Annotated in this window: 19 protein-coding genes and 1 pseudogene; 4 read left to right on the top strand and 16 right to left on the bottom strand. The window is 30.0% G+C overall.

The features are described from left to right. Window positions 1-550: 550 nt before the first annotated feature. Window positions 551-826: pseudogene (locus LQE93_RS03150) on the top strand (3D domain-containing protein); the annotation flags it as partial. A 188-nt stretch (window positions 827-1,014) separates the two neighbouring features. On the opposite strand, the gene LQE93_RS03145 reads toward LQE93_RS03150, so the two are convergent. The 5 genes from LQE93_RS03145 to LQE93_RS03125 form a co-directional block, all read right to left on the bottom strand. After that, window positions 1,015-1,980, bottom strand: a complete 966-nt coding sequence (locus LQE93_RS03145; protein ID WP_055264123.1) for an aromatic acid exporter family protein — start codon at window positions 1,978-1,980, stop codon at window positions 1,015-1,017. Between the two features lie 18 nt (window positions 1,981-1,998). After that, window positions 1,999-2,685 carry a PHP domain-containing protein gene (locus LQE93_RS03140; RefSeq protein WP_055264121.1) on the bottom strand — a complete coding sequence of 229 codons (687 nt, stop codon included), beginning with the start codon at window positions 2,683-2,685 and terminating at the stop codon, window positions 1,999-2,001. A 122-nt stretch (window positions 2,686-2,807) separates the two neighbouring features. Beyond that, a complete protein-coding gene (locus LQE93_RS03135; RefSeq protein ID WP_055264119.1) occupies window positions 2,808-3,908 on the bottom strand; it encodes a DHHW family protein in 1,101 nt (366 codons plus the stop codon). A gap of 11 nt (window positions 3,909-3,919) precedes the next feature. Continuing rightward, complete coding sequence (locus LQE93_RS03130) at window positions 3,920-5,296, bottom strand: MBOAT family O-acyltransferase (RefSeq protein ID WP_055264117.1); 1,377 nt, start codon at window positions 5,294-5,296, stop codon at window positions 3,920-3,922. Between the two features lie 73 nt (window positions 5,297-5,369). Further along, complete coding sequence (locus LQE93_RS03125) at window positions 5,370-5,855, bottom strand: DUF4358 domain-containing protein (RefSeq protein ID WP_055264115.1); 486 nt, start codon at window positions 5,853-5,855, stop codon at window positions 5,370-5,372. A 274-nt stretch (window positions 5,856-6,129) separates the two neighbouring features. Here LQE93_RS03125 and LQE93_RS03120 point away from each other — a divergent pair, with 274 nt between their 5' ends. Then, on the top strand, window positions 6,130-6,900 hold the full coding sequence (locus LQE93_RS03120; RefSeq protein ID WP_055264113.1) for an N-acetylmuramoyl-L-alanine amidase family protein: 771 nt from the start codon (window positions 6,130-6,132) through the stop codon (window positions 6,898-6,900). Between the two features lie 109 nt (window positions 6,901-7,009). Then, window positions 7,010-7,426, top strand: coding sequence for a hypothetical protein (locus LQE93_RS03115; RefSeq protein WP_055264111.1), 417 nt, complete (start codon window positions 7,010-7,012; stop codon window positions 7,424-7,426). A 245-nt stretch (window positions 7,427-7,671) separates the two neighbouring features. On the opposite strand, the gene thiI is transcribed toward LQE93_RS03115, so the two are convergent. From thiI to LQE93_RS03095, 4 genes are all read right to left on the bottom strand, one after another. Next, a complete protein-coding gene (gene thiI / locus LQE93_RS03110; RefSeq protein ID WP_055264109.1) occupies window positions 7,672-8,829 on the bottom strand; it encodes a tRNA uracil 4-sulfurtransferase ThiI in 1,158 nt (385 codons plus the stop codon). After that, on the bottom strand, window positions 8,826-9,971 hold the full coding sequence (locus tag LQE93_RS03105; RefSeq protein WP_055264107.1) for a cysteine desulfurase family protein: 1,146 nt from the start codon (window positions 9,969-9,971) through the stop codon (window positions 8,826-8,828). Before LQE93_RS03105 ends, thiI begins: the two co-directional genes overlap by 4 nt. A gap of 117 nt (window positions 9,972-10,088) precedes the next feature. Then, a complete protein-coding gene (locus LQE93_RS03100) occupies window positions 10,089-10,961 on the bottom strand; it encodes a DegV family protein (protein WP_231071960.1) in 873 nt (290 codons plus the stop codon). Between the two features lie 196 nt (window positions 10,962-11,157). Continuing rightward, window positions 11,158-13,737, bottom strand: coding sequence for a calcium-translocating P-type ATPase, SERCA-type (locus tag LQE93_RS03095; RefSeq protein WP_231071952.1), 2,580 nt, complete (start codon window positions 13,735-13,737; stop codon window positions 11,158-11,160). Window positions 13,738-13,895: 158 nt separating this feature from the next. On the opposite strand from LQE93_RS03095, the gene LQE93_RS03090 reads away from it, so the two are divergent. Continuing rightward, window positions 13,896-15,536, top strand: coding sequence for a putative manganese-dependent inorganic diphosphatase (locus LQE93_RS03090; protein WP_231071950.1), 1,641 nt, complete (start codon window positions 13,896-13,898; stop codon window positions 15,534-15,536). 28 nt (window positions 15,537-15,564) lie between these two features. Here LQE93_RS03090 and LQE93_RS03085 read toward each other — a convergent pair whose 3' ends face one another. The 7 genes from LQE93_RS03085 to LQE93_RS03055 all read right to left on the bottom strand — a co-directional run bounded on the left by LQE93_RS03085 (window position 15,565) and on the right by LQE93_RS03055 (window position 24,064). Continuing rightward, window positions 15,565-16,410, bottom strand: a complete 846-nt coding sequence (locus LQE93_RS03085; protein ID WP_231071944.1) for an aminotransferase class IV — start codon at window positions 16,408-16,410, stop codon at window positions 15,565-15,567. Next, window positions 16,401-17,045, bottom strand: coding sequence for an HAD-IB family hydrolase (locus LQE93_RS03080; RefSeq protein ID WP_055264099.1), 645 nt, complete (start codon window positions 17,043-17,045; stop codon window positions 16,401-16,403). The genes LQE93_RS03085 and LQE93_RS03080 overlap by 10 nt, the downstream gene beginning before the upstream one ends. Before the next feature lie 255 nt (window positions 17,046-17,300). Next, window positions 17,301-18,494, bottom strand: a complete 1,194-nt coding sequence (locus tag LQE93_RS03075; RefSeq protein WP_186839346.1) for a pyridoxal phosphate-dependent aminotransferase — start codon at window positions 18,492-18,494, stop codon at window positions 17,301-17,303. Between the two features lie 14 nt (window positions 18,495-18,508). Next, window positions 18,509-19,333 carry a PHP domain-containing protein gene (locus LQE93_RS03070; protein WP_055264095.1) on the bottom strand — a complete coding sequence of 275 codons (825 nt, stop codon included), beginning with the start codon at window positions 19,331-19,333 and terminating at the stop codon, window positions 18,509-18,511. Between the two features lie 139 nt (window positions 19,334-19,472). After that, window positions 19,473-19,808, bottom strand: coding sequence for a DUF1292 domain-containing protein (locus tag LQE93_RS03065; protein WP_055264093.1), 336 nt, complete (start codon window positions 19,806-19,808; stop codon window positions 19,473-19,475). A gap of 162 nt (window positions 19,809-19,970) precedes the next feature. Next, entirely contained in the window at window positions 19,971-23,492 is a 3,522-nt protein-coding gene (nifJ, locus tag LQE93_RS03060) for a pyruvate:ferredoxin (flavodoxin) oxidoreductase (RefSeq protein ID WP_055264091.1), read from the bottom strand. Between the two features lie 140 nt (window positions 23,493-23,632). Next, entirely contained in the window at window positions 23,633-24,064 is a 432-nt protein-coding gene (locus LQE93_RS03055) for a flavodoxin domain-containing protein (protein ID WP_055264089.1), read from the bottom strand. Window positions 24,065-24,091: the final 27 nt, after the last annotated feature.

The following is a 24,091-nucleotide window of genomic DNA, read 5'->3' as shown; positions in this document are numbered from 1 at the left end:
TTCAACATACCAATTGATAAAATTTCAGGAAATACAGGATTATATTTCTCTTATTTTTTTCTTGACATATTTAAGTTTTATCCTTCTTAATCCTTTTAATCATCTTACATAAGCAACTATTGGATAATATAACCAATATCACTTTTGGAATATTATTCATTTCAATATTTATCCATGGCTATTTGACAAGCTTTAAGGCCTATGTTTATACTAAATACGCAATGGACACAAGCTAGTTTTTGGAGGTGTAATTTTGTTTAAAAAACTTTTTGTATCATTAACCGTTATTACCCTATCAGCACTAACTTCTTTTCCGACATTTGCAAATGCATTATCTACAACAGTTGATATAAATAATCACAAATTTAAATATAATGAATTTAAAGAAAATGTAGATAATGTCGAGAAGTTAAATAAAATCTTAAAAAATCCAACATCAAATGATGTTGTTGAGGAAGTTTCTAACACTGATGTTACGGTTAAAAATATTGATAGTAGTGACACTACTGATGAAAATAATCACTCTGGATATATAAGTAATTTTATAATGGAAAGTACAGCCTATACAGGAGATGGTATAACTGCTACTGGTACAGTACCTACAAGAAATGAAGGGGGATATAGTACCATAGCTGTTGATCCTTCTGTGATTCCACTGGGATCACTGTTATATATAGATGGGTATGGCTATGCCGTTGCTGAAGATACGGGTGGTGCAATACAAGGAAATATTATAGACTTATATCTTAATTCTCATGATGATTGTATGAATTGGGGAAGAAGAGATGTGTCAGTTTATTTAATTGCGTATCCTGGACAATGGTAAAGAAGTGCAAAGCATTTTCTTAATGATAAGTAACAAATTACAAGTGACAAGTTAATGTTGAAACTACTTGCAGTTTCTTTTAAATTCAACTTTTGTAAACTAAGCCTAAGCTGAATTTATTCATTAACTTGCCACTTGTTACTCTTAACTTGTCACTATAATATTTTTCATTTTTATTATTTTAGAGCTTACTTTTCTGTTTTATTATTTAAAACAAAGTTTCTTTTTATATTTAAGAAATCTTCCATATCATTTAATAAATTTAATAATTGCGCTCTATTTTCAAACTCTTCTCTTGTTTTTGGAAGTTCCATCTCTTTATACTGTAGCTTTAGCTTTTCTAATCCATATAATAACTCTTTGCAGTCATTATTTTCTCTAATATCTTCTGCAACTCTTTTTAAAAATATAGACATGTTTTTCATTTGATCAACTGGCATACTAAATCTCTCAAAATTTTTTCTCATCTTTTTGATAGTATCAAATTGATTCCTTCTCATAGCAATATAATCAGTATAGTATGATGAACTTTTAAAGAAATTATTATTTACAATTTTATATGCAGTAATATTGCTACTAATTAACTTTTTCTCTATATCATCCATTATTTTTTGCTCATCTATATCTACGGTTTGAGTTAATAAGGACTTAGACATTTTTAATAATATAACTTTATATTTTTCTTCTATCCATATCTTATCTTTTCTAAATTCATCCTCTAATGCAGGCATGAACAGATTGGCTATTGATGATACCCCTATACCTATTATCATAATTCCAAATTCATTTATTATTAGATTTAAATCTATTTTATCTGCTACTAATAAATGAGTAGATAATACAACTGATGCTATCATCCCTTCTTGTATGTTAAATCTAGAAGTTATCGGTATCAATATTAATAAAAATATTCCAAAACTTATAGCTCCATTGCCTAATATTCCATAAATAATTAAAGATAGTATTTGTCCAATTATGCAGGCAATAGCTCTATTTCTCCCCACTATTAAAGCTTTTCTTCTTGTATCTTGAATTCCTAAAATAGCTATAACTGCAGCTACAGTGGAATATTTAAATCCAAGTGCTTCTCCTATAACCAAAGCTATAGTTGCACTTAAAGCCATTTTAAATGCTAAATTGTAAATATATTTCACTATATCCCTACTTTCTTCTCATTTGCTATATAACCTCTCTAAAAATCTTTTGATTTCTTCTTCTTCTAAAAATACATCACCAATACACCCATGTGCTCTATAATAATCATATCCATTGTGATAATCAGATCCAGCTGTATATATCATATTTCTTTTATTAGCTATTTCAATAAAGTACTCAGTATCCTCTTCCGTATTTGCAAAATACTTTGCTTCAAGCCCATCAAAATCCATAACGACTACTTCACTAAAAATATTTCTTGGTAATAAAACCGGATGAGCTAATACTACAACTGCATTAAAATACTTAAGTATCTTTATTCCATCTTCAATAGATATTTTTTTACTACCTCTATTTAATGTAAGTATATCTTTGAAACGATTTTTTATATATGATATATTTCCTTTTTTAATATTATTTATTGTATCTATAAATAATTCATTTTGATAAATATCACAATTGAAATATCCTAAGATATGAATTCTAATTCCCTTATATCTAGTCGATAGTTCTAATGCTGGTATCACTTTAATACCATGTGTTTTACCACATTTTACTGCTGCCTCGACTCCAGCAACTGTATTATGATCTGTTAATGATATAATATCTAAATTTCTCTTTTTTGCAAACAATACTATCTCTTCTGGTTTTAACGCTCCATCTGAGGCAGTAGAATGAATATGAAAATCTCCTCGTTTATACATAATAATTTTTCCACTTATACTTAAAAATTTTATACAATATTAGTTTATATATATATACTTATCTTTGTTCATATTTCAAGAAAACATATTATAATAACAAAAAGAGGTATCTTTTGATACCTCTAATATTTTAACCTAATTATATTTACATCTCTAGTAAAATTAATAAAATTATATAATATTAACACATCTTTTATATCATTTTCATCTACATATTGTCCTACTTGTTCTTTAAAAGTTCTTAAATCAATAACATGTATCTCTTCATAATTTTGAGTTAGGTAAGGTACTAAAGAATTAGCGTATGAGTCTTTAATGACAACTATCTTTTTACCATTTTGTAAATTAGTATTTTTTATAATAGTTAAAGGATTGTTTCCTCTTAAAAATAAAGCATATTTATCTCTTAACTCTAACTGAGAATAATCATAAATAGAATCAAACTCTTCCCCTGAAATATTCATGGTTACTCCACTTAAATCTAAATAGCTAAAAATATCTGGCTTTACATTAAAAGGCTTAGCTTTAGAAAAATACGTTCCATAAAAATCATCTACTTCTACAAAGTCTTCTTGATTTAATTCTATAGGTTTTTCCCCTATACTTTCAATAAACTCTTTATAAGCTAAATATGCTCCATAGGCAGTCCAATGGTGATCCGTTCTATAGTAAATATACTTATCTTTATTTTCTGTCATAACATCAAATAATTTAATATTATTTGTTTCTAATACATTATCATATATGTAATCTATATTCTCTTCTTGAGGAACTAACGGTGCTGCTTTAGGTACCAACTCTTTATATATTTCATAAGAATTAGGTACTATCATAAGCGATATATTTGATGAAATATTGTTTTTAAAAATATTTATGGCCTCTATATTATTTAAAAATCTACTCTTCTCAAAGTTAGAGTATTTTTCAAATAAATATTCATTATCACCATATATAATTCCGTTATTTTCAATTTTACCTAAACAAAATTCACTTCTTGATTTTATATCAATCCATCCATCTCTAAATATGAATTGATCATTAATATAGCTTTCATAGTTTTGTTGAAAACTATTATCCCAAAATCCCTCCACAGTAAATTTCACTTTTTGTTTTAAATTTCTATTTTCTAAATCAGAAAAAGTCTTATCAGGCTTAATTATATCTAATATGCTCAATAAAGCTAAAACTATAAAAAAACTATATAATAAATAATTTCTTTTCATCATATCACCACCTAAAATCTAAAATATAAGAAGGGATTATAAGTAGCATCTACTAAGTAAGCAATGGATATTATAAAAATCCCCATTAAAATTAATGTATTTATCAACTTACTTTTAACAACTCTTCTGTAAGTTATTTCAATTATAGGTGTTGAAAATAAAGTTGCTACAATTAATGTAACTCCATAATTTCTTATATAATAAATCCAATCTATTCCCCCATTCATATTGAATAATCTTTCAAATAAAATCTTAAGCTGACTTAAATCTGTTACTGCAAATAACGCCCAACCTATCAATATAAAGAATATTGAATATATATGAGAAAATATTTTGTGATTTTCTAAAAATTTTAATAAACCTAGCTTTTCAATTCCTATAAGAATAAAGAAATAGATTCCCCACATTATAAAATTATAACTTGCCCCATGCCAAAATCCAGTTAAAAACCATACTATAAATAAATTAAATACAAGCCTACCTTTATTAACTCTATTTCCCCCTAAAGGTATATAAACATATTCCCTAAACCAAGATCCTAAAGTTATATGCCATCTTCTCCAAAACTCAGTTATACTTCTTGATATATATGGATTGTTAAAATTCTGAGGAAAATTAAATCCTAACATTTTCCCTAATCCAATTGCCATTAGAGAGTATCCACTAAAATCAAAATATATTTGAAAAGCAAAAGCTATAACCCCAAGCCAAGCTAAAATAGATGATATATTAGAAAATCCTAATCCTTCAACTTCAGTCCAAAGCATTCCTATATTATTAGCTATTAATACTTTTCTCCCTAAGCCTAATATAAATAACTCTATGCCATCCTCTATTTGATTTGCATTCATCTTTCTTTCTTTTAGTTCTTTGTTGATATCTGTATATTTTACTATAGGCCCTGCTATAAGTTGTGGGAACAGACATACAAATGCACCAAAAGAAATTATATTTTTCTCTGCACTAACCTTTCCTCTGAAAACATCTATAGTATAAGACATAGTTTGAAATGTATAAAAACTAATTCCTAAAGGCAACGTAATCTTTACATGATTTAAAGTTAATCCTAAGATTGAATTTATATTATCAATAAAAAAGTTAAAGTATTTAAAGAAAAATAACATTCCTAAATTAAAGCATATAGAAATACATAAGAGTCCTATTTTAATACTTTTCTTTTCTCGATATTTTTCAATTCCTCTACTCACAAAATAATCTACTATTATTGATGAAATCATTATTACGAAATATTTTGCTTCTCCCCAGGAATAAAAAATTAAACTTAATATAATCAAGATAAAATTCTTATATTTTTTAGGTGTTAAATAATATATTCCTAAAGCTAAAGGTAAAAATCTAAAAATAAATAAAATACTACTAAAAACCATTGTACTTTCTCCATTTACAATCTATTAATAAAAATAAGGAGCTGATTATCAGCCCCTTTAGTTTTTTAATTAATTACTTAATTGCATCTTTATAAACTTGAGTTGCTTCAGCTGCTACATCATCATTAAATATTAATAATGAAACAAAGTTTCCATCAACTTCAACTTTTGCTTTTTCAGCAACATCTTTTTCATCTGGATAAAAAGCTGCTCCTATTCTATCTTCTAAAACTTTATCTACTGAAGCTTTAACAGCATCTACTTTACCATCTTTAGCTTTAACAACCATAGCAAATCCAACTCCTGGACTTCTTCCAGTTAAAGCTATTCCATAACTCTCTACATCATCTAAATTTAAATGATAAATATCTTTAGCTTCCTCTTCTGTTGGTTCCATAGGCATTGGCATATATTCTTTTAATTGTTCTACTATGTCTGCAGCTGATACTGATGATCCTTGTTCTACTTGAGTTCCATTACCTTCAGCCTTTGATCCACATCCTGTTAATGTAGCACCTACCATAGCTGCTACTAATAAACTTACTAATATCTTTTTCATTTTGAGCACCTCTCTAGTTAATAAATATTAAAAATTTAATAATACAACAATTTTCAAAAAACGCACTTTTTTATTTATATATTTTGCATTTCTTCTTATGTTATTCTTATTTTCACTCATTAGACTACAAATACCTATAAATTGTTCCAGTAAAAAAAATTTTTTTTTTACTTTTTATGAACATATCTGCATTACTCTTAACATTTCCATATATTTACATAATTTATTTACATTGTTATACTATTTATATATCTACTGTAAATAAGAGGTGCTTATGGAACCATCAAACTTTAATTTAGGTTACAGAAGAAAAATGCTTCAAAAACGTAAGAAAAGACGTCAAATAATTACTAGCACCATTTTACTCTCTTTTATTTTGATTCCACTGATTCTCTCTATTAAAAGTGAAAGTAATTTTATTACTACTATTCAAAAAGTTGATAACACTGATAATAGAAATTTTGTTATATGTATAGATGCTGGTCACGGTGACTGGGATGCTGGTACATTAGGTATCTCTGGATGTCAAGAAAAAGACATAGTATTAAATATTGCGTTAAAATTAGGAGATTTGTTAAGTGTTGAAGAAGATATAAAGGTCATTTATACTAGAACATCAGATTCTCTACCTTGGTTAGAAAGTGCTAATGATAGCTTAAAAGAGAGAATTAAAATTTCAAACTTAGCAAATGCTGATTTATTTATATCACTTCATTGTAATAGCAATTATAATGATACAAATGCAAAAGGAGTAGAAACATGGTATAATCCCTCCTTCAAAACTAATGAAACTTTTGCTTCTTATCTCCAAAACAAATTAGTTAATTTAAACTATACAACTGATCGTGGTTTAAAATTCTATGAAGATAAAGATGATGCATTAGCTGTTCTTGAAAAAACTACTGCGACTTCCGCTTTAGTGGAATTAGGCTTTATTAGTAATTTTCAAGATGAATATTATCTTAAATCTAAACCTGGTCAATTAGCTTGTGCCGAAGCATTATATAACGGAATAATAGAATATAAACGTTCATTATCAAATTAAAATAATAAATGTGTATACAAATATAAACATTTATTATTTTATAATTATGTTTCCTATGTTATAATGTAGTTACTGGTAGTAGAATTTTTTAATAAAAGGAGTTTTTGAAATGGGTTTCAAAGATAAATTAGGTAAATATTATTCAGATGCATACATGCAAAAATATGGGGATAGAATGACTAGCGTTTCTGGTACTATTTTATCAGTGAAAACTGAAACTAAGAGTATTCTAGGAATTTTCAATAAAATAAGAGTATATCTAGTTGTTAAACCTGAAGCAGGAAAACAAGTAGTTAAATGTCAATATAAAATGAATAAATGGTTTAAAAAGCCAACTTTTATCGATGTTAATCAAGGTCACAAAGTAATTATTATGGGAATCAAAGGGGAAAAAGGTAAAGCTGAAGCTGATACAGTACTTATTTCTAATATAGCTAACTTAACTACTAAAAAAGACCTACATCCATTTGATCACGCTCAAATAAAGAAGGCTAGACAACAAGCTACGAAAATGAGAACAAGATAATAAAAAAGGAACTGCAACTGCAGTTCCTTTTTTTAATTGTGCATTAAATGCGTAGTCCAAAAGTCGACTTCGTCAAGTCCAAGATTGCCTACGGCAATCCAATATATTTACTTCGTAAATGTCCAAAGGCTTTTTAAATTCTAAATCATTACTATTGGATATTGTAAATCTCTTGGTAGTCACAAAGTGACCTCTTGAACTTTAACGAAGTCAAACTTTTGCCCAAAGTGCTTCGCACTTTCCTTCTAATAAGTAACAATTTCTGTTTCTTCTATAGCCTTATTAACTAAAGCTTCTATATCTAATACTGACTCTGCTCTTCTCATATCTTCTAATCTTGGTTTTGTTTTTGGATGCTTTGGTACAAATATTGTACAACAATCTTCATAAGGTAAAATTGAAGTTTCATATGTACCTATTTCTCTAGCTATATCCATAATTTCAGTTTTATCCATTGTAACTAATGGACGGAATACTGGTCTATCAGCACAATCTGTGCTTACTATTAATCCTTCCATAGTTTGAGAAGCTACTTGCCCTATACTTTCACCTGATGATACTGATTGAATTCCATTTCTTTCAGCCAATTCACATGCTACTCTCATCATAAATCTTCTCATTATTATAGTTAACTCATCTTCTCTACATCCATTTATTATAGCCATTTGAATTTCAGTAAACGGAACTATATATAATTTAACTTTTTCTGCATATTCAGATAAAATTCTAGCTAGTTCTTTAACTTTATCTTTTGCTCTTTCAGATGTATATGGATGGCTATGATAGTAAACACAGTTTAATGCTACACCTCTTCTTGCCATTAAATACCCTGCTACCGGTGAGTCTATTCCACCTGAAAGCATAAGCATAGTACTACCATTTATTCCATATGGTAATCCACCAACAGCTTTTATCTTATCTTTGCTTGTAAATATATATGCTCCTTTTTCTCTTATTTCAATATTTACTAGACATTCTGGATTTTTAACATCAACTTCTAATCCTTCTCCGTAGTGATGTAATACATATCCTCCAACATCTCTTGATGTTTCTATAGAGTTTAATGGGAATTTCTTGTTTGCTCTATTAGTCTCAATCTTAAATGTTCTTGGTTTTATTTCGTTAACCATTTTAAAAACTTCTTCTTTTATAACAGTTAAATCTCTTTTAACTTCAGTTACTAAGCAAACTTCGACAACACCAAATACTTTTCTAACTCTTTCTACCGCAGCTTCAACATCTTGAGCCTTTATAAAGTATCTTCCTTGATCCACAACTATTTCATACTCAATATCATCTAATCTCTTTTTGATATTATTCATTAGTTGTCTTTCAAATTTACCTCTATTTAGACCTTTTAAAAATATCTCTGGTGCATACTTAACTAATATTAATTTATTCATCTTCTAACTCTCCTTAAAAACATAAGTGATCCTTTTAAAACTTCAATAGTTTTATCCACTTCTTCTTTTGTATTTTCATAACTAAATGAAAATCTTATAGCACTTTCTATCTCTTTAGCATTAAGTCCTAATGCCTTAATAACATAGCTCCCTTTTGACATACTTACTTTTGAACTACAAGCTGAACCAGTTGCTACATAAATATTTTGATCTTCTAGCAAATGTAATAATACTTCTGATCTTACACCTCTAAAAGATACATTTAGAATATATGGAGAGAAATTTCCTTCTAAAGGACTATTTATTCTTATATCCTCTATTTCTTTAAGTCTTTCTATCATATATTTTTTTAACTCATAAACCTTTTTATAAGTCTCATCTTTATGAGCAAATGTTATTTGAGCAGCCTTTTCTAATCCTATTATGCTTGGTAAATCAACGGTTCCGGCTCTTAACCCTTTTTCCTGTTCACCTCCAGAAACTAATGGATTTAATACTATACCTTTTTTAATATAACAAAATCCAACTCCCTTTGGCCCATGAATTTTATGTCCTGCAACTGTTAAAAAGTCTATATTCATCTTTTTTACATCAATATCAAACTTTCCATAAGCTTGAACAGCATCAACATGTAATCTTGCTCTATTTGATTTTTCTTTTATAAGTTTTCCTATCTCCTCAATGTTCTGGATAGCACCCATCTCATTATTAACATACATTATTGAAACTAATACCGTATCTTTAGTTATTGCTTCTTCTAAATCCTCTAAAGATATGTTTCCATATTGGTCAACATCTAAATATGTAATTTTAACACCTTTGTCTTCTAATTCTTTACATGTATTCATTATTGAACCGTGTTCAAAAGAAGTTGTTATAAAATGATGCCCTGGCTTTAATAATCCTTTTAAAATAAAATTATTTCCTTCACTTCCACCTGAAGTAAAATATATCTCATCTTTATCACACTTTATTGTCGATGAAATATATTCCCTACATTGAGTTAATCTTTTTTCACACTTAATACCTATCTTATGAAGTGATGATGGATTACCAAAATACTCCCTCATCCCATCAGCTACAGCCTTTATAACCTCTTCATAAGGCTTTGTAGTAGCACTATTATCAAAATAAATATCCATATTATCACTCCCTCCTTTTATTATTCACTTATTTTATACATTAAATTCTTAATGTTTTTTTATATAAAATTTTCCTATAAAAAAATAGACTTGTCAAAGACAAATCTATCCAATTTCTTATTCTCTTCCTTTTGCAAAATAAAAAATTGCTACAGTTCCAGGTCCTGAATGCGACCCTATAACTGGCCCCACATGATTAACAACAATTTCCTTAACCTTTACTTTTTCTAAAATTTTTTCTTTTACATACTCTACATCTTCTATACAGTCACCATGACTTATAAAAACAATTTGTTCTTCCGGATTTACTATCTCTTCGATTAACTTGTTTGCTAATGCGCTTAATGATTTTTTTCTTCCTCTAGCTTTTTCTACTGGTGTTAATCTTCCTTCATTATCTACATGCATAACAGGTTTTATACTCAATAAAGACCCAACTGTTGCTGTTGCTTTAGATACTCTTCCACCTCTATATAAATAATTTAAATCCTCTACTGTAAACCAATGAACAACTTTAAGTTTATTTTCTTCTACCCATTTTACTATTTCATCTTTACTTTTTCCTTCTTTAATCATCTTGTTTGCATAATATACTAAAAGGCCTAACCCCATAGATGCACTCTTGCTATCTATTACTGATATATCAGCATCACTATATTTTTCTTTTAAAGATTCCATCGCAACATTAGCGCTATTATAAGTTCCACTTAATGCAGATGAAAAACCTATATAAATTATCTTATCTCCATTTTTAATATGTTTTTCAAATTCTTGTTCAAATTCATAAACATTTGCTTGTGCTGTTTTTGGCATCTCTCCACTTCTAACAGCTTTATAAAAATCTTCATATTTTAAAGTTTTTCCTAAGTCATCAGCTATAGTCCTATCTCCTAATGTTAACATTAGTGGAATAACTACTAAATTATTATCCTCTGTAAAATCATAAGGCAAGTCACAACATGAATCTGTCATAAGTATAATTTTATTCACTATAACCCCTTCTTTCCTCATAAAATTTTAGTATATATTATAATCTAAATGATATCTTATATAACTTTAAATCCCCCATCAAATATTACCATAATATTCCTATTGCTGCAATATTCCTACTTAGAATTAAAAAATATTTAACTATTAATTATATATATGTTTATAAATAGAATAAAAAGCCAGCTAAGCTGACTTTTTAATTTGATTTTTTAGACTTAATCAATAAGTAAATACTATTTATTAAGAAAATACTTCCTGAGAAGAATAATACTAATGTCCACTCTTTCAATCTTAGTGGTACAGTATTAAATATTCCACTTAAGAAAGGAATATATAGTATACTACATATCATGATTATTGATACTGATACTGCTCCAACTAAATATGGATTAGTAAACAACTTAATTTCAAATATTGAATGTCTTTCTGATCTACATTCAAAAACATGGAATAATTGTGACATTACTAATGTACATAAAGCTATTGTTCTACATGTTGCTAAATCTAATCTATAGAATCTACCTACCATAAATGCTAATAATGTACATACTCCAATTAAGCATCCTCTAACTACTATTTTTTCCCACAATCCTCTAGCAAAAATATTTTCATCTTTTTCTCTTGGCTGTTGCCTCATTATATCTTTATCTGCAGGGTCTACTCCTAACGCAATAGCTGGAAGACCATCTGTAGCTAAATTTACAAAAAGAATTTGTATAGGTGTTAATGGATTTGGCAAATAAAATAATGATGCTAAGAACATTGTAAGGACTTCTCCTAAGTTACAAGATAATAAGTATCTTATGAACTTTCTTATATTATCATATATTATTCTTCCTTCTTCTACAGCTGATACAATTGTTGCAAAATTATCATCAATAAGAACCATAGATGCTGCTTCCTTAGTTACATCAGTTCCTGAAATACCCATAGCAACTCCGATATCAGCTTCTTTTATAGCTGGTGCATCATTAACACCATCACCAGTCATGGCAACAATATTTCCTGTTTTCTTAAAAGCTTTTACTATTCTTAACTTATGATTAGGTGATACTCTAGCAAATACCCTAACTTTAGCCACCTTTTCAACTAATTCCTTATCAGACATCTTTTCAAGTTGTTCTCCTGTTAAAGCTTGGTCATCGCTAGTACAAATATTTATACTTTTTGCTATTGCTAATGCAGTATTTTTATGGTCTCCTGTAATCATTACAGGTTTAATTCCTGCCATCTTACATTTTAATACCGCATCCCTTACTTCCAATCTTGGTGGGTCAATACTACCTGCTACCCCTAAGAAAATTAAATCATTTTCTACCATATCACTCTTCACTACAGCTTCATCCCTATATGCTGCTGCAATACATCTTAAAGCTCTGTTAGACATAGCTTCAATATAGTTATATATCTGCTTCTTCTTTTGAGGTGTTAAAGGTCTAACCTTCCCATTTTCTAATATACTAGAGCATCTCTCAAGAACTCTTTCTGGTGCACCTTTCATATAACAAACTTCTTTATTATGCTCTTGAATAATTACACTCATCATCTTTCTATTAGAATCAAATGGTATTTCAAATGTTCTTATTCCACCTGAAACAAAATTTTTTATATCCTTTGCATTTTTAAAGAACACTTTAATCAAAGCTGTCTCTGTAGGATCTCCCATAAGAGCTTTTTCCATATCTTTTTTAGAGTAATCGTAATTTGTATCATTACAATATACAAAAGCTTTTTTTAACATCTCACAGTTGTCTGGCATTCCTTTATCCACTTCATATATCTTGCCATTAACCAAAAGTTCTTTTACAGTCATTCTATTTTGAGTTAATGTTCCTGTCTTATCTGAACAAATTACGGATGTACATCCTAAAGTTTCAACTGCTGGCAGCTTTCTAACTAAAGCATTTCTCTTAAGCATTCTATTAACACCTAATGCTAATGCAACAGTAACTATAGCTGCTAAACCTTCTGGTATTGCCGCAACTGCTAATGATACTCCAAGTAGGAACATTTCTGTAATATCATTACCTCTAATTATCCCTAGAACAGTTACTATAAAACATATAACTAAACATATAGCGACAAGAATCTTTCCTAAAGAATCTAGCCTTATTTTCAAAGGTGATTTTTCTTCTTCAATATTATCAAGAAGATTTGCTATTTTCCCCATTTCAGTCTTCATTCCTATAGCATCAACTAGTAATAGACCTCTTCCCTTTAATATTATAGTTCCCATAAAGCCTTTACATCTATTTTTATCCCCATTTTTCCCTACATCTAGCTCAGCATCTTTACTAACTCCTACAGATTCTCCTGTTAATAATGATTCATCTACCATTACATTTTGACAATCTATAAAATTACCATCTGCTGGAATCCTATCTCCTGCTTCTAGTACTACTAAATCACCAATTGTTAATTCCTTTGAATTTATAACCTTTATAGCTCCATCTCTAACAACTTTACAAGTAGGTGCAGCTAACTCCTGAAGAGCTTCTAAAGATTTTTCAGTCTTAAATTCTTGTACAAATCCTAATATTGCATTTACAAATACTATAATTAAAATAGTAATAGCATCTGCTACATCTCCCATAATACCTGATATAATTGTAGCTCCTATTAGAACCCAGGTAATAAAGTCATTAAATTGAGATAAAAAAATTAAAAATGGTGACTTTTTCTTATTATGTTTAAGTTCATTTAATCCATAAGTCATTTGTCTTTTTTCAGCTTCTCTTGTAGATAATCCTCTAGTAAATTCTCTTTCCTGTATCACATTTTATCCTCCTTCATTAGAACTCTTCTATATATATATTAATGTTTATGTAATATATGAATAAGAGATGTCTATTTTTTCATTTACAAATTGTAATTAAATATATAGAATATTACTATATGCTTAGAATGCATTTTAAACTTAAGGAGGAAAAAAAGTTGAAAGATTTAATTTATGTAACTGGTCATAAAAACCCAGACTCAGACTCAATCTGCGCAGCTTATGCTTATGCTGAGTTTAAAAACAAGACAGGAAACATTCCTGCAGTAGCTTGTAGGCTTGGTAATCCAAACCAAGAAACTCAATTTATTTTAGATTATTTCAAAGCAGAAGCTCCAAAATATTTAAATACTGTTAAGTTAAAAGTAGAAGACTTACAATTTGATTACATCACTCCAATTTCACCTGAAATATCTTTAAAGATGGCTTGGAAAATAATGAGTGACAAGAATATAAAAACTATTCCAGTAGCTGATGAAAATGAACACTTATTAGGTGTACTTGCAGTTTCAAACCTTACATCATGTTATATGGATATATGGGATAATCAAATATTAGCTAAAAGTAATACGTCTTTAGACAATATCTTAGATACACTTTCAGCTAAAGCTATCTATGTTAACCAAAATACAAAAACTTTCCCTGGTAAAATAGTTGTTACAGCTATGCAACCTAATAGCATGGTTGATCATATTGATGCTGGAGATATCGCAATAGTTGGTGACAGAGAAGAAGTTCAAGAAGCTTTAATTAAACTTAATGTTTCTTTATTAATAATAACTGGTGCTCATGCTCCATCTGAAAATATAGTTAATTTAGCTAAAGAACACGGTGTAACTGTCATCCTTACTAACTATGATTCATTTACAACTTCAAGATTAATAATTCAAAGTATACCAGTTGGATATGTTATGGTTAAGGATAACTTAGTTACTTTCACAACTGATGACTTAGTAGATGATATAAAGCCAATTATGATTGAAACTAGATTTAGAAGCTACCCTGTAACAGATTCTAACGGAAAAGTTTTAGGAACAGTATCTAGATATCACTTAATTTCAAATCATAAGAAAAAAGTTATTCAAGTGGACCACAATGAAAGAGGTCAATCTGTTGATGGTTTAGAAGATGCTGAAGTAATCGAAATAATAGACCACCACAGAGTTGCTGATATTCAAACAAGTAATCCTATATACTTCAGAAATGAGCCAGTTGGAAGTACTTCTTCAATAGTTGCTAAATGCTTCTTTGAAAATGGATTAAGACCTTCTAAGAAGGCTGCTGGTTTATTATGTGGAGCAATAATTTCTGACACATTATTATTCAGAAGCCCAACTTGTACTCCATCTGATGAATATATTTGCAGAAAGCTTGCAGAAATAGCAGGAATTAATGTAGAAGAATTCGCTAAAGAAATGTTTAAAGCTGGTACTTCACTAAAAGGTAAGACTGTAGCTCAAATCTTTAACCAAGATTATAAACCATTCACTATAGAAGGTACTAGAGTTGGAATAGCTCAAGTTAACACTATGGATATCGAAGGATTTATGCCTTTAAAAGAAGAAATGCTTCAGTACATGGAAACTAAAGCAAAAGAAGCTAACTTAGATATGGTTATGCTTTTATTAACAGATATACTTAACGAAGGTTCTGAAATATTAGTTGCTGGTGAACAACCTGAAATAGTTGAAAAAGCATTTAATGTTACATTAAAAGATAACGGTGCTTTCCTTCCAGGAGTTCTTTCAAGAAAGAAACAAGTTGTACCACCAATAACAAACACAATAACTTCAGCTTAATAAAAAAATCCAGCTCTTGCTGGATTTTTTATTCTTTATTTTCTTTTATACATTCATCTACCATATAATTATATCTATCTATTATATTTCTTAATATTTCATTATGTGCATCTTTTTTCATATCATCAACATAAGCTATTGGAAGAACCTTAGCTAATGACCCTGAAATAAACATTGCATCCATATCTTTTATTTCACTTTCTTTTACAGTTCTCTCTATAACGTCAATTTTTAAATCTTTAGCAATTAACATAACCTTTGCTCTTGTTACTCCTAAAAGAACAGCCTGCCCTGGTGCTGTTATAAGCTTTTTATCTTTTATAAAAAAGATATTAGATCTACTACCTTCTGTTATATCACCATTTCTGTCAACTAATATAGCTTCATATGCATTTTGCTTAGCTAACTCTTCATTTATTAATTCTCTAAAGCTTTTGTTAACTATCTTTATATTTGGATTTTCTCTTTCTCCATGATAAAGAATTGTTTTAACTCCATCTGCATAATCTTTTTCTGATGGATACTTATGAGGTATATAGAATATCTTTAACTCTTTGCTTAAAATATTATAAGTCATCTTCATATTTCCAAGAACATAATCATTAGCCTTTATAACTTTCGCAATATTATTTCTAAACTCTTCAATAGAAAATGGCATTTTTAAATTTAAAAGCGAAAAAGATCTCTGTAACCTTTCTGTATGATCCTTTAGAAAAATAGGAGTCCCACCTTCTATTCTAAAAACTTCATAAATAATATTTCCTTTATCACTATTATCATCTACAAAGTCTTTTACTTCGCAAATCTTTCCATCTTTTAGATAGAACTTATTTATAGCTTCTACCTTCATTAAACTCTCTCCTTTTACTTCCATCTTAAAACCTCTATATTATGATTCTTATTATAATTTATAAGATATGGCTTACCAACTAACTCTAAAAGAGGTAAATCAGATAATGAATCAGAGAACATATAAGAATTTTCATAATCTGCTTCTATATTATTTTCCTTAAGATATGCTTTCAATCTACTCACTTTTTCATCTCTTTTGCAATTATTGCCGCTCATTTTTCTAACAAACTTTCCATTTTCAAAAGTAAATCGAGTACCTATAATAAAATCTACATCATCTATAGCATAAAATTCCTTTATATAAAATTCCGGTGATGCAGATATTAATATAACCATATATCCTTCACTTTTTAATTTATGCATCATATCTAGTGCATCTTTATAAAGAATTTTACTTAATCTTTCATCATAAAACTTTTTAGTCAATATAGCTAAATCCTTCTCCTCTATATTCTCTATAAATTTTAAGAAACATTCTTTAACTTTCTTTTCATCATAAACTTTAATTCCATACATAAGTCCTGAATATAAAGCTCTTGGCAAAAACTTAATATTTTTTATATCTTTAGACACTATATACTTATAAAACTCCATAAGTGTTTCTTTTCTAGTTATAGTATAATCTATATCAAATAAAGCTAATTTAACTTTCTCCATCTTATCCTCCAACATTAAATAAAGTGCGATCTAAGGCTCGCAAGTGAAAAGTCGACTTTGTCGAAGTGAAAGGCTACTACGTAGCTGGGAAAAGTTAACTACGTTAAGGGGAAAATGCTACTATAAGTAGCAGAGAAAATCATTTTATCTCATTAGAGATCTTTTCCCTATTGCCCTAGGCAATATTTTCTCCTCAGCTTTAGCTGACTTTTCCCCTTTGACGAAATCAAACCTTTCACCAAAGTGCTTCGCACTTTATTTCAACTTACTTATAAATTCTCTTATTCTATTAATTCCTTTTTCAATTGCTTCCATAGATGTTGCATATGATACTCTAATATAATTATCTAATCCAAAAGCTTCTCCTGGTATTACTGCAACATTTTCATTATCTAATAATAATCTAGCAAAATCTAATGAACTTTTTATAGTTTCTCCATTAATTGCTTTCCCAATTGTCTCTTCTACATTAATCATAATATAAAAAGCACCTTGTGGCCTTATTGGTTTTATACACTCTATATTACACAATTCTTTATACATATAATCTCTTCTACGCTCAAATTCCTCTATCATATGATAAATATCTTCTTGTGGCCCATTTAACGCTTCTAGAGCCGCATATTGAGTTATAGAGCATGTATTTGATGTCATATGGCTTTGAATATTTGTCATAATCTTAGCAATTTCTGTTGAAGATGCTGTATACCCGATTCTCCATCCAGTCATAGAATAAGTTTTAGAGAATCCATTAATTACAATAGTTCTAGATTTCGCGTCTTCACTTAACGATGCTATACTAACATGCTTATTTCCATCATAAGTTAATTTCTCATATATTTCATCAGAAATAATCATTAAATCATATTTTTTAGCAAATTCACTTATAGCTTCTAATTCTGTTTTTGTATAAATAGTTCCTGTAGGATTATTAGGATTATTTAATATAATAGCCTTGCTTTTGCTAGTTATAACCTTTTCTAAAGCTTCTACATTATATTTATAATCATTTTCTTCTCCAGTATTTACAAATACAGGCTTTCCATCAGCTAATTTGATTAGTTCAGGATAGCTAACCCAATAAGGAACTGGTATTATAACTTCATCTCCTGGGTTTAATATTGCCATAAAAGTATTTGCTAAAGATTGTTTAGCCCCTGTAGAAACAACTATTTGTGAATCATCATATAAAAGTCCATTATCGTCTTTTAGCTTTTTACATATAGCTTTTCTTAATTCTATTATTCCACTAGTTTGAGTATATTTAGTATTTCCATTATCCATTGCTTCTTTTGCTGCATTTATAATATTTTTAGGTGTATTAAAATCTGGCTCACCTGCAGCGAAACTCACTACATCAATTCCTTTTGCTCTTAGTTCTTTAGCCTTTGCTGTTATCATTAAAGTTACAGATTGTTCTATTTTTCTTGCTTTTGTCGATAGCTCCATATTTCCCCCAATTATTATCTATTTTTTATAAATTTATTTAATAATATATCATTTATTCCACAACTACCTATAGATTGTTCATCAAAGTTTGCTCTTCCATGAAAATCGCTTCCTCCAGTAATTGATAATTTATATTTTTTCGCCATATTAAAAAATTTATTTGTATCTATCGCAGAATGACTTGGATGATATACCTCCACTCCACTTAATCCAAAGCACTTTAATTCTTTTATAATATTTTCTACTTCTATCTTCTTATAAATTTGTCCTGGATGTGCTAAAACTGGTACTCCTCCACTTTCCATAATTATATCTAAAGCTTCTCTATAAGTTAATTTAAAACCCTTAACATACCCTGGTTTACCTTTAATTAAATAACTTTTAAATGCTGTTTTATAATTATCAAAATAGCCCTTTTTAACCATTGCATTAGCTATATGGCTTCTACCTATTGTAGAATTTAAATCTACACCTAAATCATCTAATTGTATATTTATATCATATCCTTTTAAATTATAAAGTATTTTCTCTACTCTTTTTAACCTCTGTTTATTCAGATTATCTACTAAACATTTTAAGTTATTGTTTTCTATATCTATAAAATATCCAAGTATATGTAATTCCATTTCTTTATATTCTGTACTTAATTCTATTCCTGGTATTATTTTTAAGTCTTTATTATTATATTCTGTATTTACAATATATTGAGCTGCTATTGAATCGTGGTCAGTTATAGAAATGCATTTAATTCCTTTTTCCTTTGCCGTCTTTGCTATTTGTTCTGGTGTGTATATTCCATCAGAATAGCATGAATGTATATGTAAATCTACTGATTTCATTTTATCCACCTTTTCCTCAAGTGAAATTCTTATCTATTTTTCCTTATTAATAAATATATCACTAGCTGAATAGATTGTAAATTACTATAGATATTTAAATAAAATTATAATAAAAAAAGTGCCCAAGGCACTTTTTTTATTATTCTTCTTCAGCTAAAACGTTGCTATAGTAATCAGCAACTTTATCGAATTCAGCTTCATCTGGAACTACTAATTCTCCTGATTCAGTAGCTCTAAATAAGTATATTGAATCACCTTCTGGATCTTGAGCTAAAACATACTCTTCACCTTCGTATTCAAATGCATCAATTATAGGACAAGAAATAACATTTCCGTTATCGTCTTCTAGGTCTACAACCATATGCTCATGTTCGTGTTCTCCACATCCACAGCCTTCTCCACAACCTTCATTGTTGTGATCATGATCGCATCCGCAGCTTTCACCGCATCCACATTTATTTAATTCGTTATCCATCTTAACTCCTCCTTATATTTAAGTAGTCCTTATCATTGTACCCTTATTTATAGGAAAATAAAAGTAAAACTTTAAAATTTAATATTAATATTTTACGCAAATTATATATTTATGTCAATCTTCAACTAAAAAAGAGACCTTTCGGTCTCTTTTTATTTATAACTACTCTTGAGCAGCAAGTCTCTTGTAGTTGTTTAATCTTTCTTTAGCATCTTCTTCAGTCTTTTGGAATAAAGCTTCTGCTTGTTCTGGGAATGCTTTAGCTAATGCAGCATATCTAACTTCTCCCATTAAGAATTCTCTGAAGTCTGCTTTTGGCTCCTTAGAATCTAATGAGAATGGGTTCTTAGTTCCCTTTAATGCTGGGTTGTATCTGTATAGAGCCCAGTATCCTGAATCAACAGCTTTCTTAGCTTCATCTTGTGAATTAGCCATACCAGATTTAATACCATGGCTTATACATGGAGCGTAAGCTATGATTAATGATGGTCCATCATAAGCTTCAGCTTCAGCTATAGCTTTTAATGTTTGGTTCTTATCTGCACCCATTGAAATTTGAGCAACATATACATAACCATAAGACATAGCCATCATACCTAAGTCTTTCTTCTTAGTTCTCTTACCAGAAGCAGCAAACTTAGCGATTGCAGCAGTTGGTGTAGATTTAGAAGATTGACCACCAGTATTTGAGTAAATTTCTGTATCAAATACTAATACATTTACGTTTTCTCCTGATGCTAATACGTGATCTAATCCGCCGTATCCTATATCGTAAGCCCAACCGTCTCCTCCGAAGATCCATTGAGATCTAGCAACGAAGAATTCTTTGTCTTTTAATATAGTGTTAGCTAATTCAGAATTTATAGATTCAAGAGCAGCTGTAAGGTTATTAGCTCTATCTCTAGTACCTTCTCCGCTTTCTCTGTGTTCTAACCAGTCATTTAATACTGCTTTAACATCTTCTGATAATTCTTCAGTTTCAATAAGCTTAGCTATATTGCTAGCAATTCTTTCTCTTATTGTCTTAACTCCTAAGAACATACCTAATCCGAATTCAGCATTGTCTTCGAATAATGAGTTAGCCCAAGCTGGACCATGTCCGTTATGGTTAACTGTGTATGGAGTTGAAGGAGCTGATCCACCCCAAATTGATGAACATCCAGTAGCGTTAGCTATCATCATTCTATCACCGAATAATTGAGTTACTAACTTAGCATATGGAGTTTCTCCACAACCAGCACAAGCACCTGAGAACTCGAATAATGGTTGCTCAAATTGGCTTCCCTTAACTGTGTTCTTGTTCATTGGGTTCTTCTTAGCTGAAACTTCTTCTACAGCGTAATCCCAAGCAGCGATTTGATCGTGTTGAGTATCTGCTGGTTTCATAATTAATGCCTTACCTGGAGCTGGACATACTTGAGCACAGTTTCCACATCCAGTACAGTCAAGTGGTGATACACCGATGCTGTATGACATTGGTTCTTCAGTCTTTAATGCTCTAGCAGCAACTATCTTCATAGATTCTGGAGCATTGTTCTTTTCTTCTTCATTTATTAAGAATGGTCTGATTGTAGCATGTGGACATACATATGCACATTGGTTACATTGTATACACTTATCTGGTTGCCATTCAGGAACATTTATAGCTATTCCTCTCTTTTCATAAGCTGCAGTACCAGCCATGAAAGTACCATCTTCCATGTTGTGATCTACGAAAGTAGATACTGGAAGTGAGAATCCTTCTTGTCTATTGATTGGTTCAACTATTTCTTTGATGAATGCTGGAACATCTTTAGTAGTTTCAACTTCAGCATCAACAGCATCTTTCCAGTCAGCTGGAACTTCTACCTTAACGATAGATTCTACACCCATATCGATAGCAGCGTTGTTCATGTTAACAACTTTTTCACCCTTCTTACCGTATGAAGTTACAACAGCTTCTTTTAAGTACTTGATTGCATCTTCTACTGGAATGATGTGAGCTATCTTAAAGAATGCAGCTTGCATTATCATGTTGATTCTTCCACCAAGACCGATTTCTTGAGCTATCTTAACAGCATTTAATGTATAGAATTCAATGTTGTTTTCAGCTAAGAATCTCTTCATGCTTGCTGGTAATTTTTCATTTAATTCTTCTGGTGTCCAGATAGTATTTAATAAGAACTTACCGTTCTTCTTTAATCCTTCTAAAACATTGTATTTATAAACATATGATTGGTTGTGACAAGCTACGAAATCAGCTTTATCTATTAAGTAAGGTGACTTAATTGGAGATTTACCAAATCTTAAGTGAGATACTGTTATACCACCTGACTTCTTAGAGTCATATGAGAAGTATGCTTGAGCATACATATCAGTCTTATCTCCGATAATTTTGATAGCACTCTTATTAGCACCAACTGTACCATCTGATCCTAATCCCCAGAACTTACATGCTTTTGTTCCTGCTGGAGTAGCATCGATATCTTCAGTTACTTCTAATGAAGTATTAGTTACGTCGTCTACTATACCTATAGTGAAGCCGTTCTTTGGCTCTTCCTTAGTAAGGTTAGCATATACAGCAGCAATGTGAGATGGGTTTGGATCTTTTGATCCTAATCCGAATCTTCCTCCTACGATTTGTGGAGCATTTGCTTTTCCTGAGAATGCTGATACAACGTCTAAGTATAAAGGTTCACCAATTGATCCTGGTTCCTTAGTTCTATCTAATACAGCTATCTTCTTAACTGTAGATGGAATAGCCTTTAATAATCTTTCTATTGAGAATGGTCTGTAAAGTCTTACTTTAACAACCCCAACCTTTTCTCCTCTACCATTTAAGTAGTCAATTGTTTCTTCAACTACATCTGTAACTGATCCCATTGCAACGATAACTCTATCAGCATCTGGTGCTCCATAGTAATCGAAACAGTGATATTCTCTTCCAGTTAATTTAGTAATTTCAGCCATATAGCTTTCTACTACTTCTGGAACATCATCATAGAATCTGTTAACAGCTTCTCTAGTTTGGAAGTAGATATCTGGGTTTTGAGCAGTACCTCTTGTTACTGGATGATTTGGATTTAAAGCTCCTTTTCTGAATTCTTCTACTGAATTCCAGTCTACTAATTCAGCTAATTCTTCTGTTTCTAAAACTTCTATTTTTTGAATTTCGTGAGAAGTTCTAAATCCATCAAAGAAGTTCATGAATGGAATTCTGCTCTTTATAGCTGCTAAGTGAGCAACTGCAGATAAGTCCATAACTTCTTGTACTGATCCTTCAGCTAACATCGCAAAACCAGTTTGTCTTGCAGCCATTACGTCTTGGTGGTCACCGAAGATGCTTAATGAAGATGTTGCTAAAGCTCTAGCAGAAACATGAATAACTCCTGGTAATCTTTCACCAGCAATCTTATACATGTTAGGGATCATTAATAATAACCCTTGTGAAGCTGTGTAAGTAGTTGTATAAGCTCCAGCTTGTAATGAACCGTGTACTGCACCTGCAGCACCTGCTTCAGATTGCATTTCCATTACGTGTACAGGTTGGCCAAAAATATTTTTTCTTCCTTGAGAAGCCCATTCATCAACGTGTTCAGCCATTGGTGATGATGGTGTGATTGGGAATATTGCTGCCACTTCAGTAAATGCGTATGATATATGAGCTGCAGCAGTATTACCATCCATAGTTTTCATTTTTCTCATTGTGTCTACCTCTCTTTCCATCTAAAAATAATCAATAAAATTTATTATATGATATCGTATAATATCATAAAAACCATTTTAAAGTACTTTTAAGTGTTATATATAAAAACTCATTAGAGATTTCTCTAATAAGGTTTTAATTATAATAATAATTTTGATATTTCTTCGCCTAAAGTTTTAGCTAACTCTACATCCTTTTCTGTAAGAGACTCTTTACAAACTACTTTCCCTATAGTTTCAAACCCATAATCATTCATAATAGCTTCCCAGTTATGTATAAACTTATCGTCTCTCCATCCACAAGAACCAAATAACACTAAAGGCTTATTATTAAATCTAATACTAGATAACTTATCTATGAAGGGTTTCATTTCTAATTGTTCTATCTCATCCTCCACCATTGCCGGGCTCCCCATAGCAACAGCATCAGCTGTTATAACATCTTCTTCTGAAGCATCATTAACGTGTTTTAAATTTATTTCTATATCACCTTTAATACCTTCTGCTATGCAGTTAGCTAAAAGCTCAACGTTTCCGCCATTGCTCCAATAAATAATTGAAACTTTCTTCATATACTAGCACCTCTTATTTTTCTAAAA

It is taken from the genome of Clostridium sp. NSJ-145 (genome assembly GCF_021044725.1).
Classification (GTDB): domain Bacteria; phylum Bacillota; class Clostridia; order Clostridiales; family Clostridiaceae; genus Clostridium; species Clostridium disporicum_B.
Note: the sequence above shows the minus strand (reverse complement) of the source record. Positions and strands in the feature narration are given on the sequence as shown.

Bases quoted from the DNA above. Each gene is read 5' to 3' on its own strand.
- LQE93_RS03140 (WP_055264121.1), bottom strand. From the start codon at position 2,685: ATGTATAAACGAGGAGATTTTCATATTCATTCTACTGCCTCAGATGGA.
- LQE93_RS03135 (WP_055264119.1), bottom strand. From the start codon at position 3,908: ATGAAAAGAAATTATTTATTATATAGTTTTTTTATAGTTTTAGCTTTA.
- LQE93_RS03130 (WP_055264117.1), bottom strand. From the start codon at position 5,296: ATGGTTTTTAGTAGTATTTTATTTATTTTTAGATTTTTACCTTTAGCT.
- LQE93_RS03125 (WP_055264115.1), bottom strand. From the start codon at position 5,855: ATGAAAAAGATATTAGTAAGTTTATTAGTAGCAGCTATGGTAGGTGCT.
- LQE93_RS03120 (WP_055264113.1), top strand. From the start codon at position 6,130: ATGGAACCATCAAACTTTAATTTAGGTTACAGAAGAAAAATGCTTCAA.
- LQE93_RS03115 (WP_055264111.1), top strand. From the start codon at position 7,010: ATGGGTTTCAAAGATAAATTAGGTAAATATTATTCAGATGCATACATG.
- thiI (WP_055264109.1), bottom strand. From the start codon at position 8,829: ATGAATAAATTAATATTAGTTAAGTATGCACCAGAGATATTTTTAAAA.
- LQE93_RS03105 (WP_055264107.1), bottom strand. From the start codon at position 9,971: ATGGATATTTATTTTGATAATAGTGCTACTACAAAGCCTTATGAAGAG.
- LQE93_RS03085 (WP_231071944.1), bottom strand. From the start codon at position 16,410: ATGGAAGTAAAAGGAGAGAGTTTAATGAAGGTAGAAGCTATAAATAAG.
- LQE93_RS03080 (WP_055264099.1), bottom strand. From the start codon at position 17,045: ATGGAGAAAGTTAAATTAGCTTTATTTGATATAGATTATACTATAACT.
- LQE93_RS03075 (WP_186839346.1), bottom strand. From the start codon at position 18,494: ATGGAGCTATCGACAAAAGCAAGAAAAATAGAACAATCTGTAACTTTA.
- LQE93_RS03070 (WP_055264095.1), bottom strand. From the start codon at position 19,333: ATGAAATCAGTAGATTTACATATACATTCATGCTATTCTGATGGAATA.
- LQE93_RS03065 (WP_055264093.1), bottom strand. From the start codon at position 19,808: ATGGATAACGAATTAAATAAATGTGGATGCGGTGAAAGCTGCGGATGC.
- nifJ (WP_055264091.1), bottom strand. From the start codon at position 23,492: ATGAGAAAAATGAAAACTATGGATGGTAATACTGCTGCAGCTCATATA.
- LQE93_RS03055 (WP_055264089.1), bottom strand. From the start codon at position 24,064: ATGAAGAAAGTTTCAATTATTTATTGGAGCAATGGCGGAAACGTTGAG.